This window comes from Nocardia sp. NPDC050710, from assembly GCF_040654375.1.
In the GTDB taxonomy this organism is placed as follows: domain Bacteria; phylum Actinomycetota; class Actinomycetes; order Mycobacteriales; family Mycobacteriaceae; genus Nocardia.
The window spans coordinates 92,919-104,827 of the sequence record NZ_JBFAHV010000002.1 but is presented as its reverse complement, the minus strand read 5'-3'; the positions used below and the strand labels follow the sequence as shown (position 1 = coordinate 104,827).

Here is an 11,909-nt window from a genome sequence, read left to right as displayed (position 1 = left end):
TGCCGCGCCGTCCGGCCACCGAGGTTGATTCACCCGGCGGGAGCGCGCGGGGTCGGCGCCAGAGTCGACTTGCGGCCCCAGAGGAACCAGGTGATCGGCCCCAGGACGGGGAAGGCGAACATCAGCAGTACCCAGATGGCCTTGCCCGCAGCTGCGTAATTGCCGGACCGCAGGGCGCTGACCAGACCGGCGACGAAGAGCACGATGCTCGCGATGGTGAACCCGATCACCAGCACTCCGATGCCGACGGATGCCGCCGTCTCGGCGGAGCTGGCCAGAACGAGGGTGGAGGCAAAAGACATTGTTGTCATGACCTTCAACGTAGGGAGGCGCATGTTTCCACCACATCCGGAATTAGCCTTAAACTTGCTGGCCAGTGGTACGACCACCGGTCTACATCTTCCGGATTACCCGATCGCCTCTACATTGTCCTGGGCGTGTGACGACCGAATGTGGCAAACTCGGCGGAGCACTAATGCGGCCGATCGACGACCGTATGTGGAAGGTGACGCGGGAGTTGGGTTCGCGATGGAGCATTCGGGGACGGCAGCCGGCGTAGCGGGCGGGGTGGGTGCGCTCAGCGCGATCGAGCGTCAGGTGGCCGCGAATCGTAGCGCGGCCAGAGACCGGTCGATCGAAACCGAACTACAGCTGGCCACCTCACTCGTCGAGCTCGCCAAGGCCATGATTGCCACCAAGCACGACAGCAGCGCGCGCCGGGACCGCACCGTAGAGGCGTTGGCACCCGCACAGGAGGCGGTCGGGCTGCGCCTGCACTGGTTCGCCAATGGCAATGTCTCGGCCCGATCCGCGGGTGAATTGCAGGAAGCACTCCGGGTTTTCGAGCAGGCGACCCGGCTGACGAACCGCCGGGAATTGGCGGCGAGCACCATCCGGGGCGCCTGTGTGGTGTATCTGCAAGCGGCACAGAGTGATCCGTCGGTCGCCGGAATGTGCGCCGACTGCCTCGGCAAGTGCGGCGTCTGGCTGGGCCGCCTCGACCAGGACGCCGCGGTCGCCGCGACGGAGGATGCGGCCCGCATCCGCAGCGAATTGGCCGCGGCCAATCCGGAACTCGCGGGCAAGTATCTGCAGAGCCTGAGCACGATGCTGCGTACCCTGATGGTCGGCCGGTCCCGCAAGCAGGCGATCGCGATGTACCGCGAGCGGTACGCCGCCTTCACCTCGACCGGTATGTCGATTCGTTTGCGCGCCTGCGGGATCCGCGATCTCGACCTGACCCCGAAGTCCTACAACGCGCTGCACGAACTGGAGTGCCGCACCCTGGAGCAGGCCGGACGGCTGACCCAGCAGCAGATCCTGCGCAAGACCTCCGGCGACCTGTCCACGGTCGAGGAGATCAACTGGCGGCTCGCGCTGGTCGGCCTGCGGCCACTGGCGCCGGGTGAGGATCCGGATCCGCCCTCGGCGCCGGTCGAGATCGGCCCGACCTTCGGAGCGCTCGGCGTGCGCTGCCCGGACAAGGATGCCATCAACCTGCTGCGCGCGGCCATCATCGAGGCATACGCGGCCGACGATATCGACATCGTCGACAGCGCCACGTATCTCAATGCGGACGAAGACGATTGGGTGATCGGCGACCCCGAACTCAACACCGCAGGCACCCTCGGCGACGATGTGGTGCTCATCGAGCTGTCCTACGGCGGCTGGGTCACCATCATGAGCATGAACTGGGAGCTGACGCCGGTCGGGAAACATCCACTGGCGCTGCGCCTGTCCGCGCAGTGGCCGGTCTTCAGCGTGACGGCGACCTCGAATATGTCCTACGAGCTGTGCCGCTACGAGCACGGCAAGGCCATCCAGTACGCCGCCCTCGGCAGACCCGCGGGGCCTGCCACCCTCGACGAACCCTTGGCGCCCTTGGACTTCGGCATGTTGGCCGCGTACGGCGCGCACTTCGCCACTGAGACCAAACTGCGCTCCGCCTTCGGCAACACCCAGGGCTTCGCGAACCTGACCTACCTGCCCAGCGGTGGAATCCGTCAGGTACGCAAGACCATGCCGCTCATCGACCACGATCATGTGCTGTTCTTCCGGAAGACCGGCCAGTCCTGAGCGTGATCTTTCAACCGCGTGCTCTGCCAAGCGAATTCGAGTAGTTGCCTACTCGGGTGACCGAGGAACCTCCCGGCATACGCTCATCGCAGCGTAAGAGTTCACCACGAGAACCGGGAGGCGCCATCCGGACACTACAGCGGTCGCACCCGCTGCACGGCCGAACGCGGCACCGCCGCACCAAGGCTCAGACGCAGAGGGCGCGGGTGGAAGGAACGACGTCACCGATCCAGCGTCGCAGCTGGGTATCGTCCGGAGACTCCGGCCAGTAGACAAACGTGTCGAAACCGGTCTCGACGGCGAGATCGACCAGGATGCGGGCCCAGCCCGCGGCGTCGGTGCGAATCGGTTCCTCGCCGCGCAGCGTCACCGGGCCCGGAGTGTCGGTGATGTGCCCGACCAGCTGTGCGATCCGGGTGATGTCGGCCGGATCACGGCCCGCGTCACGGGCCGCCGTCGAGATGGTGTGCTGCGCACCCTGCCACTGCTCGTAGGGCAGGTAGTGCGGGATCGGCGCCGCCCAACCGTCGGCGATCCGCCCGGTCAGCGCGTTGGCCTTCGGGCCGACACTGCCGAACCAGATCCCGACCGGATGTGCGGGAGCCGGTCCGGTCTGCACGCCGTGCACGGAGTAGTAGTCGCCGGGCACCTCCGCCTTGGCACCGGGTTGCCACATGGCCCGGATGATCGTCGTGGCCTCCTCGAGCGCGCGCAGCGCTTCGGGATTCGACCGTGCCGGGCCACCCATGGCGCTGATCGCGGGCCAGAACGCACCCGCGCCCAGTGCGAGTTCGAAACGTCCACCGCTGAGCAGATCCAAGGTCGCCGCCTGCTTGCCGAGCATCGCGGGGCCACGCAGCGGCAGACTCGCCACATCGGGAAAAACCCGCAGCCGGTCGGTCTCGGCCAGGATGGTGGCGATCAGCGCGAAGGTATCGACCAGGGCGCCGGAGTACGGATGGTCCTGAATCCCGAGCAGATCCAGGTCCTCCCGGTCGGCGAACCTGGCCATCTCCCGAATCCGCGGCAGCACCGCGGCGTCGGGTGCGAACTGAATCCCGAATCGAAGCTTCACGCAGTGATCATGCCAGTCCCGATCCACCCGGAGCGGGCACGCCGGGCCGGGGCGCACAACGAAAGCACCCCCGACCGGATTCGATCGGGGGTGCTTCGGATAACTCTGCGAGAGTAGCGATTACTCCGGGCGCAGGGTGAGGATCCGGGGACCGTCCTCGGTGACCGCGACGGTGTGCTCCCAGTGCGCGGCGCGGCTGCCATCGGTAGTGACGACGGTCCAATCGTCGTCGAGCACCTTGGTCTGGGTGGTGCCGAGGGTCAGCATCGGCTCGATGGCGAGTACCGAACCGACCACCAGTTTCGGGCCCTTACCGGGAGCACCCTCGTTGGCCAGGAACGGATCCATATGCATTTCGCGGCCGATGGCGTGACCGCCGTAGCCGTCGACGATGCCGTAGGCACGGCCGTGCAGCTCCTCCGCGGCGCGGGTGCCCAGCTCGATGGCGTGCGAGACATCGGTGAGGCGATTGCCCGGCAGCATGGCTGCGATACCCGCCTCCATCGACACCTTGGTCGCCTCGCTGAGCAGCTGGTCGGCCTCGATGAGATTGCCCACACCGAAGGTCCACGCCGAATCGCCGTGCCAGCCCTCCAGGATGGCGCCACAGTCGACGGACACCAGATCACCCTCGGCGAGGATCTCTTGCGCCGTCGGAATCCCGTGCACCACACGGTCGTTCACCGAAGCACAGATCGACCCGGGGAAGCCGTGGTACCCCTTGAACGAAGGCACCGCTCCCGCATCCCGGATCACCTGCTCGGCGACCTCGTCCAATTCCAGGGTGGAAACCCCGGGCTTGGCTGCCGCGCGGACGGCGACCAGAGCGCGGCCGACGATCGCGCCGGCCGCCGCCATGGCATCCAGCTCACCGGCGGTGCGAAAGGGCACCACCTTCTTACTCTTACTGCGGCCGAAAACCATCGCGGCTCAGAACTCCCGGGTCCGGGGCATCAGTGTCCCAGCGCACGCAGGGCGCGGGTGTTGACATCGTCGACATCGCCGACACCGTCGACCGTCACGACCAGACCGTCGTAATGCTCCAGCAGCGGCTCGGTCTCCTCGCGGTACACCCGGAGCCGGTTGCGGATGACATCCTCGTTGTCGTCGGCGCGACCCCGGGCCAGCATCCGCTCGACCACGGTGTCCTCGGCCACGACGAAGCACAGGACGGCGTCCAGCTTCTTGTCCATATCGGCCAGGATCTTCTCCAGCGCGTCGGCCTGGTCGACCGTGCGCGGGTAGCCGTCCAGCACAAAGCCGTTCACGGCGTCGGGCTCGCCGACCCGCGCCTCGACCATGCGGTTGGTGACATCGCTGGGCACCAGATCGCCCGCGTCCATGTACTTCTGCGCTTCGCGGCCGAGCAGAGTCTGCTGGCTGATATTCGCGCGGAACAGGTCCCCGGTGGAGATGTGCGGGACGCCCAGCTTTTCCGAAAGCAGGACGGCCTGGGTGCCCTTGCCGGCACCCGGCGGACCGAGCAAAACAACTCTCACTTGAGGAACCCTTCGTAATTTCGATTCATCAGCTGGCTCTCGATCTGCTTCACCGTGTCGAGACCGACGCTCACCATGATGAGGACCGCGGTGCCGCCGAACGGAAGGTTCTGCGCACCACCGGACGAGCCGATATCGAGGAACAGATTGGGCAACACTGCCACGAGACCGAGGTAGATCGAGCCGGGGAGGGTAATGCGGCTCAGGACGAAATTGAGATAGTCCGCCGTCGGTCTACCAGGACGATACCCCGGAATGAAGCCGCCGAACTTCTTCATCTCATCTGCGCGTTCCTCCGGGTTGAAGGTGATCGCGACATAGAAGTAGGTGAAGAACACGATCAGACCGAAGTAGATCGCGATGTACACCGGGTTACCCGGGTTCACCAGGTATTTCTGGATGATCTCCTGCCACCAGCTCGGATTCGTGGCGCCCTGCGACCCCGTCAGCTGCGCCACCAGGTTCGGCAGGTACAGCAGAGATGAGGCGAAGATCACCGGAATGACACCGGCCTGATTGACCTTCAGCGGCAGATAGGTCGAGGAGCCACCGTACATCTTGCGGCCCACGACGCGTTTCGCGTACTGGACCGGGATTCGGCGCTGACCCTGCTCGACGAAGATCACGGCGGCGATGATGGCCAAGGCCGCGGCACACACCAGACCGAAGACCAGCCCGCCGCGGCTGTCCAGGATGTTCTTGCCCTCGGTCGGAATACGGGCCGCGATGCCCGCGAAGATCAGCAAGGACATGCCGTTGCCGATGCCGCGCTCGGTGATCTGCTCACCGAACCACATGACCAATGCCGCACCGGCGGTCATCACCAGCACGATGATGATCATGCCGAAGATGCTGGTGTCGGCCAGGATGTCTTGTTGGCAGCCTTGCAGCAGCTGACCGCGGGCCGCGAGCGCGACCAGACCGGTCGCTTGCAGAACGGCCAGCGCGATCGACAGATAGCGCGTGTACTGCGTCATCTTGCTCTGGCCGGCTTGGCCTTCTTTTCGCAGTTCCTCGAACCGCGGGATGACAACAGTCAGCAGCTGAATAATGATGCTGGCGGTGATGTAGGGCATGATGCCGATCGCGAAGACCGACAACTGCAGCAGCGCACCACCGGAGAAGAGGTTGATCAGCTGGTAGATACCGGCCGAATCACCACCGGAGACCAGGTCGATACATTCCTGTACCGCCTGGTAGTCGACACCGGGGGACGGCAGCGCGGCACCCATGCGGTACAGCGCGATCAACCCCAGCGTGAAGAGAATCTTCCGCCGTAAGTCCGGAGTCCGGAAGGCCGATACGAAGGCGGAAAGCACAGATCCTCCTGGCGAACGACATGGTCATGCCATGGCAGTTTCAGCAGATACCGAAAACCCATGACGAGGCTTGGCAGACAACAATTGAACTCTAACAGCGGCACCGGACGAGCCTTCACCCGTCCGGTGCCACTATGTCGAGAGTACCGTCAGCCCAGCTCGGTGACAGTGCCACCGGCCGCGGTGATCTTCTCCTTGGCGGAGCCGGTCACCTTGTCGACGGTCACCTGGACCGCGACACCGATTTCCCCATCGCCGAGAACCTTCACCAGCTGGTTCTTGCGAACCGCGCCGGCGGCCACCAGCTCGGCCTTGCCGACCGTGCCGCCCTCGGGGAAGAGCTTGGCGATCGAGCCGACATTCACGACCTGGTACTCGGTACGGAACCGGTTCGTGAAGCCCTTGAGCTTGGGCAGCCGCATGTGCAGCGGCATCTGCCCACCCTCGAAGGCGGCCGGGACGTTCTTGCGCGCCTTGGTGCCCTTGGTACCACGGCCCGCGGTCTTGCCCTTGGAGCCTTCACCGCGACCCACGCGGGTCTTGTCGGTCTTGGCGCCGGGAGCCGGACGCAGGTGATGCAACTTGATGGTCATGTCAGACCTCCTCAACTGTCACGAGGTGGCGCACGACGTTGATCAGCCCACGGTTCTGAGGGTTGTCCTCACGAACCACGGTCTGACGGATCTTCCGCAGGCCGAGCGTACGAAGGCTCTCCCGCTGGTTCGCCTTGGCGCCGATCGACGACTTGATCTGGGTCACCTTGAGATCTGCCATTTACCTGGCACCTCCCGCTGCCTGAGCGCGTGCGCGCAGCATGCCCGCGGGGGCAACATCCTCGAGGGGCAGACCACGACGGGCCGCGACCTCTTCCGGACGCTGCAGCTGCTTGAGCGCCGCAACCGTCGCGTGCACGACGTTGATGGCGTTGTCGCTACCGAGCGACTTCGCCAGGATGTCATGAATGCCAGCGCATTCCAGCACGGCGCGCGCCGCACCACCGGCGATCACACCGGTACCGGGCGAGGCCGGACGCAGCATGACCACACCGGCCGCCGCCTCACCCTGAACCGGGTGGGTGATGGTGGAGCCGATCATCGGGACGCGGAAGAAGCCCTTACGAGCCTCCTCGACACCCTTCTGGATGGCCGCGGGAACTTCCTTGGCCTTGCCGTAGCCGACGCCGACCAGACCGTTGCCGTCACCGACGATCACGAGGGCGGTGAAGCTGAAGCGACGACCACCCTTCACGACCTTGGAGACGCGGTTGATCGCTACGACGCGCTCGAGCTGGTTCTTGTCGGCCTGCTGGTCACGACGGTCACCACCGCCGCGACGATCGCGGCCACCACCGCGGCCATCGCGGTCGCCGCCGCCGGCGGCACCATTCTGCTGTCCGGCGGGTCCGCTGCCGCCGTCACGCCTCTGACGTCCCGGCATCAGACGTTCCTTCCGTAAATGTTTGCAGTCATCAGAACTTCAACCCACCTTCGCGAGCGGCATCGGCCAGCGCCGCGATGCGGCCGTGGTAGTCGTGACCACCACGGTCGAACACGACGGCCTCGACGCCTGCGGCCTTGGCACGCGCGGCCAGCAGTTCGCCGACCTTCTTGCTCTTGGCCGACTTGTCGCCGTCCAGTGCACGCACATCGGCCTCGATGGACGACGCGGCGGCAATGGTCTTGCCGATCGAGTCGTCGACGAGCTGCGCGTGCAGGTGACGCGAGGAGCGGTTGACCACCAGGCGCGGACGCTCGGTGGTGCCGACGACCTTCTTGCGCAGACGGAAGTGACGGCGGGTCTTCGACAGACGACGCGTCGTCGACACGTCCTTGCCACGCGGCTTGCGCTTGGCGATCTGGTTTTCGGTTTGCGCCATGATCACTTACCCGTCTTTCCGACCTTGCGGCGAACGACCTCGCCGGCGTAGCGGATGCCCTTGCCCTTGTACGGGTCGGGCTTACGCAGTCCGTGGATCACAGCGGAGATCTGACCGACCTTCTGCTTGTCGATTCCGGACACAGAGAACTTGGTGGGCGATTCCACCGCGAAGGTGATGCCCTCGGGGGCCTCGATCGGCACCGGGTGGCTGTAGCCGAGAGCGAACTCGAGGTTCGAGCCCTTGGCCTGCACGCGGTAACCGACGCCGAAGATTTCCATCTTCTTCTCGTAGCCCTTGGTGACGCCTTCGATCATGTTGGCGACCAGGGTCCGAGTCAGGCCGTGCAGTGCACGGCTCTGGCGCTCGTCATTCGGGCGCACGACCTCGAGCTGGCCGTCCTCACCCTTGGCGATGGTGATCGGCTCGGCGACCGTGTGCGACAGGGTGCCCTTGGGACCCTTGACCGACACATCCTGGCCGTCGATGGTCACCTCGACGCCTGACGGAATTGCGATGGGCTTCTTGCCAATGCGCGACATTTGTCCTGACCTCCCTTACCAGACGTAGGCGAGGACTTCGCCGCCCACGCCAGCTTTGGCCGCCTGACGATCGGTGAGCAGACCGGTCGACGTGGAGATGATCGCCACGCCGAGGCCGCCCAGGACCTTGGGCAGGTTGGTGGACTTCGCGTACACACGCAGACCCGGCTTCGACACGCGACGCAGGCCCTGCAGGCTGCGCTCCCGGCTCGGGCCGTACTTGAGGTCGACGACGAGGTTCTTGCCGACCTCGGCGTCCTCGGTCCGGTAGTCGGCGATGTAGCCCTCGCGCTTGAGGATCTCGGCGATATTCGCCTTGAGCTTCGAGTGCGGAGCCTTCACCTGATCGTGGTACGCCGAGTTGGCGTTGCGCAGACGCGTCAAGAAGTCTGCGATTGGATCAGTCATGGTCATGGTTAGACCTCGACACCTTTCTCGCTGCGGTTCCCATACAACGCCGGCATACGAGATGCCGGCCGTGGGCCTACAGCAATTGGGGCTGGTCCGGCCGACACTTGCCGACCGGATGAGTTCTCATACGAGTTCTCAGTGCCGAGGCGGTCCGCACGCCGATACAGTCACTACATCGGCGACCTGCGGACATAGAGGTGCCCAGGCAACCGCTCTAGTGTAGGCAACGGTCCGACCAGGACAAAATCGGGGTGTGGCGGACCAACGCGCTCGCGGAGATGACGCACGCCGTCGGCACAGGTTCCGGCCCCGGTCGCGGAAGGCTCGAGAGGTACCGCTGGCCATCCAGGGAAACGCCCTGTGTGCCGGTTTACCATGCGACCATGTCGCGTCCGCGCATCGAACGCCCCGACCTCCCCGAATACATGACCTGGGAGGAGCTCGAACAGCTGCCCGAGGAGATCGCCGGGCAGCTCGAACTATGGGACGGGCGAGTCGTGTGGCTGCGGCGTGAACCTGCCGAGCACCAGGAGTTCACCAACCTGCTGTGGAGTGGGCTTCGACGGTGCGCCCGCGAACACATGGCCGAGGACCCACGGCAATGCTGGCGGGTGCATACGGAAACAAATGTGTTCTTCGGCAAGTCGGGTAAGTCGGATTTCGTGACGCCCGATTTCCTGATACATCGCTGCCTCCCCGCCCCCTACCAGGATGTTCGTGCCGACGACGTCCTCTTGGTCGGCGAGGTCATCTCACCGTCGAATTCTCAAACCGATATCGAAGAGAAGAAGGCGCGCTACGCGAAGGCGGGCATCCCGTGGTACTGGGAGGTCACCTTGGAGCGTGAGAAAAGCGCCATCGCCATGATTCGCGCATTCGCGCTGGAAACCCGCCACGGCCCACTCCCCGAGGGAGTGCACCCGCCGTACCCCGCCAACTATCTACTGACCGGAAAGTGGACCCCCAAGGACTCCGACGCGGTCACCGCCGAATTCCCGTTCCCCATCCATATCCCTTGGGCCGAGCTGGAGTTCTGACCCACACCAACTGGTGGGTCTACGCGGACATTCTCGATCGATACAGACAGGTTTCTGCTGTTCACGGCCGAGAATGTCCGTTCAGGCCGGGCCGGACCGCCGCATTCAGCGCCGGCCGAAAAGGCAGAAAGTCGTCAGGTTGGGGCCATGGGGGTTCTCGATGGCACTGAGGCTGAGGAGGCCGCCGATGGGGGAGCAGAGCAAGGCGTTTCCTCCGGAGCCGCTCGAGGCGGAGCCAGTTGCGGGTCCGGCGACGGATGCAGCTGGCTCGGCGATTGCTGTTGCGGGCGCGCCGAGAAGCATGATGGATAGAGCGGCGGCCGTTGCGAACTTCTTCATCAGGGTATGTCCTTCTGGAAAGTGGTTGTCCCCGAGAAGTATTCGTACGAATCCAGCCTGACACACGACCCAACTCATAGGGCCGAGAAAACTAGGGGCAAACGCGGTAGCTCCGGCAGCCATGCAGCCCTTCGCACGGCAGCGGCGAGCCGAACAGGAAGACCGGCGCGGTCCGGCCGTCCCCGTGACCGAGACGCGCCAAGGCACGGACTCGTCGAGTCCGTGCCTTGGCGGGTGTTCAGTTGGGGGCGCTCGCTAGGAGCGCCGACTCACCAGGAGCTCTTGTGAACGCCGGGGAGCTCGCCGCGGTGCGCCATCTCGCGAAGGCAGACGCGGCACAGGCCGAACTTGCGGTACACCGCGTGCGGACGGCCGCACCGCTGGCAGCGGGTGTAGGCGCGGACCGCGAACTTCGGCTTGGCGTTGGCCTTGTTGACCAGTGCTTTCTTAGCCATGTGCTCAGTTCTCCTTGAACGGGAAGCCGAGGTGCTTGAGCAGGGCACGGCCTTCTTCGTTGTTGGTCGCGGTGGTGACCACGGTGATGTCCATACCGCGCGGGCGGTCGATGGAGTCCACGTCGATCTCATGGAACATCGACTGCTCGCTCAGGCCGAATGTGTAGTTGCCGTTGCCGTCGAACTGCTTCGGCGACAGACCACGGAAGTCGCGGATACGCGGCAGCGCGATGGAGACGAGGCGGTCGAGGAACTCCCACATGCGGTCGCCACGCAGGGTGACCTTGGCACCGATGGGCATGCCCTCACGCAGCTTGAACTGCGCGATCGACTTGGTCGCCTTGCGGACCTCGGGCTTCTGACCGGTGATCAGTTCCAGGTCCTTGATGGCGCCGTTGATCAGCTTCGCGTCACGGGCGGCGTCGCCGACACCCATGTTCACGACAACCTTGACCACGCCCGGGATCTGCATCACGTTGGCGTAGTTGAACTCGCTGTTCAGCGCGTCCTTGATCTCGGCCCGGTAGCGAGCCTTCAGGCGCGGCTGGGTCTTCTCAGAGGTAGTCATCAGATGTCCTTCCCGTTCTTACGGGAGATCCGGACCCGCTTGCCGCTCTCCTCGTCGGTCCGGTAACCGACACGGGCCGGCTTGCCATCGGAGTCGACGATCATCACGTTGGACACGTGGATCGGAGCTTCCTGGGTCACGATGCCGCCCGAGGAGGCGCCGCGCTGGTTGGCGGAGTTCGCGACGTGCTTCTTGATCCGGTTCACGCCCTCGACGAGGACCTTGTTGGTCGCCGGGTAGGCCTGGATGACCTTGCCCTTGGCGCCCTTGTCCTTGCCCGAGATGACGAGAACGGTGTCACCCTTGTGCACCTTCATGTCAGAGCACCTCCGGAGCCAGCGAGACGATCTTCATGAACTTCTTGTCACGCAGCTCACGGCCGACCGGGCCGAAGATACGGGTACCGCGCGGATCGTTGTCCGCCTTGATGAGCACGGCGGCGTTCTCATCGAACTTGATGTAGGAACCGTCCGGACGACGGCGCTCCTTGACAGTGCGCACGACCACGGCCTTGACGACGTCACCACGCTTGACGTTGCCGCCGGGGATGGCGTCCTTGACAGTGGCGACGATGATGTCGCCGATACCGGCATAGCGACGCGCCGAGCCACCGAGAACGCGGATGCAAAGGATTTCCTTCGCTCCCGTGTTGTCGGCGACGCGCAGTCGCGACTCCTGCTGAATCACTTCAGCCTCCTTGACCTGGACGTAT

Annotated in this window: 18 protein-coding genes; 2 read left to right on the top strand and 16 right to left on the bottom strand. The window is 64.9% G+C overall.

All coding sequences use genetic code 11. The annotated features are described in order from the left end of the window. Window positions 1-29 precede the first annotated feature (29 nt). Window positions 30-311 carry a PLD nuclease N-terminal domain-containing protein gene (locus tag AB0H61_RS06480; protein WP_357300114.1) on the bottom strand — a complete coding sequence of 94 codons (282 nt, stop codon included), beginning with the start codon at window positions 309-311 and terminating at the stop codon, window positions 30-32. Window positions 312-528: 217 nt separating this feature from the next. Here AB0H61_RS06480 and AB0H61_RS06475 point away from each other — a divergent pair, with 217 nt between their 5' ends. Beyond that, the gene (locus AB0H61_RS06475) at window positions 529-2,076 is read left to right on the top strand and encodes a hypothetical protein (protein ID WP_357300112.1); all 1,548 of its coding nucleotides are present in this window, start codon (window positions 529-531) and stop codon (window positions 2,074-2,076) included. A gap of 187 nt (window positions 2,077-2,263) precedes the next feature. Here AB0H61_RS06475 and AB0H61_RS06470 read toward each other — a convergent pair whose 3' ends face one another. The 10 genes from AB0H61_RS06470 to rpsH form a co-directional block, all read right to left on the bottom strand. Then, on the bottom strand, window positions 2,264-3,151 hold the full coding sequence (locus AB0H61_RS06470) for an LLM class flavin-dependent oxidoreductase (protein WP_357300109.1): 888 nt from the start codon (window positions 3,149-3,151) through the stop codon (window positions 2,264-2,266). Window positions 3,152-3,271: 120 nt separating this feature from the next. Continuing rightward, window positions 3,272-4,075, bottom strand: a complete 804-nt coding sequence (gene map, locus AB0H61_RS06465; protein WP_357300106.1) for a type I methionyl aminopeptidase — start codon at window positions 4,073-4,075, stop codon at window positions 3,272-3,274. A gap of 29 nt (window positions 4,076-4,104) precedes the next feature. Then, window positions 4,105-4,650: an adenylate kinase gene (locus tag AB0H61_RS06460; protein WP_357300103.1), complete on the bottom strand. Its 546-nt coding sequence runs from the start codon at window positions 4,648-4,650 to the stop codon at window positions 4,105-4,107. Continuing rightward, window positions 4,647-5,969: a preprotein translocase subunit SecY gene (secY, locus tag AB0H61_RS06455; protein ID WP_357300101.1), complete on the bottom strand. Its 1,323-nt coding sequence runs from the start codon at window positions 5,967-5,969 to the stop codon at window positions 4,647-4,649. The genes AB0H61_RS06460 and secY overlap by 4 nt, the downstream gene beginning before the upstream one ends. A 149-nt stretch (window positions 5,970-6,118) precedes the next feature. Next, window positions 6,119-6,562, bottom strand: coding sequence for a 50S ribosomal protein L15 (gene rplO / locus AB0H61_RS06450; protein ID WP_357300098.1), 444 nt, complete (start codon window positions 6,560-6,562; stop codon window positions 6,119-6,121). A gap of 1 nt (window position 6,563) precedes the next feature. Beyond that, window positions 6,564-6,743, bottom strand: coding sequence for a 50S ribosomal protein L30 (gene rpmD, locus AB0H61_RS06445; protein WP_062983142.1), 180 nt, complete (start codon window positions 6,741-6,743; stop codon window positions 6,564-6,566). After that, the gene (gene rpsE / locus AB0H61_RS06440) at window positions 6,744-7,406 is read right to left on the bottom strand and encodes a 30S ribosomal protein S5 (RefSeq protein WP_357300096.1); all 663 of its coding nucleotides are present in this window, start codon (window positions 7,404-7,406) and stop codon (window positions 6,744-6,746) included. Window positions 7,407-7,437: 31 nt separating this feature from the next. After that, window positions 7,438-7,845, bottom strand: coding sequence for a 50S ribosomal protein L18 (gene rplR, locus AB0H61_RS06435; protein WP_357300093.1), 408 nt, complete (start codon window positions 7,843-7,845; stop codon window positions 7,438-7,440). Window positions 7,846-7,847: 2 nt separating this feature from the next. Next, window positions 7,848-8,387 carry a 50S ribosomal protein L6 gene (rplF, locus tag AB0H61_RS06430; RefSeq protein ID WP_357300090.1) on the bottom strand — a complete coding sequence of 180 codons (540 nt, stop codon included), beginning with the start codon at window positions 8,385-8,387 and terminating at the stop codon, window positions 7,848-7,850. Between the two features lie 15 nt (window positions 8,388-8,402). Next, window positions 8,403-8,801, bottom strand: a complete 399-nt coding sequence (rpsH, locus tag AB0H61_RS06425) for a 30S ribosomal protein S8 (RefSeq protein ID WP_357300089.1) — start codon at window positions 8,799-8,801, stop codon at window positions 8,403-8,405. A 380-nt stretch (window positions 8,802-9,181) separates the two neighbouring features. Between rpsH and AB0H61_RS06420 the strand changes: the two genes are divergently transcribed. After that, window positions 9,182-9,835: a Uma2 family endonuclease gene (locus tag AB0H61_RS06420; RefSeq protein ID WP_357300086.1), complete on the top strand. Its 654-nt coding sequence runs from the start codon at window positions 9,182-9,184 to the stop codon at window positions 9,833-9,835. A 105-nt stretch (window positions 9,836-9,940) separates the two neighbouring features. Here the strand turns inward: AB0H61_RS06420 and AB0H61_RS06415 are convergent, their stop codons facing one another. The 5 genes from AB0H61_RS06415 to rplN all read right to left on the bottom strand — a co-directional run bounded on the left by AB0H61_RS06415 (window position 9,941) and on the right by rplN (window position 11,884). Beyond that, window positions 9,941-10,174, bottom strand: coding sequence for a hypothetical protein (locus AB0H61_RS06415; RefSeq protein ID WP_357300083.1), 234 nt, complete (start codon window positions 10,172-10,174; stop codon window positions 9,941-9,943). Window positions 10,175-10,443: 269 nt separating this feature from the next. After that, window positions 10,444-10,629: a type Z 30S ribosomal protein S14 gene (locus AB0H61_RS06410; RefSeq protein ID WP_014981705.1), complete on the bottom strand. Its 186-nt coding sequence runs from the start codon at window positions 10,627-10,629 to the stop codon at window positions 10,444-10,446. A 4-nt stretch (window positions 10,630-10,633) separates the two neighbouring features. Beyond that, window positions 10,634-11,197 (bottom strand): 50S ribosomal protein L5, encoded by a 564-nt coding sequence (rplE, locus tag AB0H61_RS06405; protein ID WP_357300081.1) that lies wholly within the window; start codon window positions 11,195-11,197, stop codon window positions 10,634-10,636. Continuing rightward, entirely contained in the window at window positions 11,197-11,514 is a 318-nt protein-coding gene (gene rplX / locus AB0H61_RS06400) for a 50S ribosomal protein L24 (protein ID WP_357300079.1), read from the bottom strand. Before rplX ends, rplE begins: the two co-directional genes overlap by 1 nt. Before the next feature lies 1 nt (window position 11,515). Next, complete coding sequence (gene rplN / locus AB0H61_RS06395; protein WP_357300077.1) at window positions 11,516-11,884, bottom strand: 50S ribosomal protein L14; 369 nt, start codon at window positions 11,882-11,884, stop codon at window positions 11,516-11,518. Window positions 11,885-11,909: the final 25 nt, after the last annotated feature.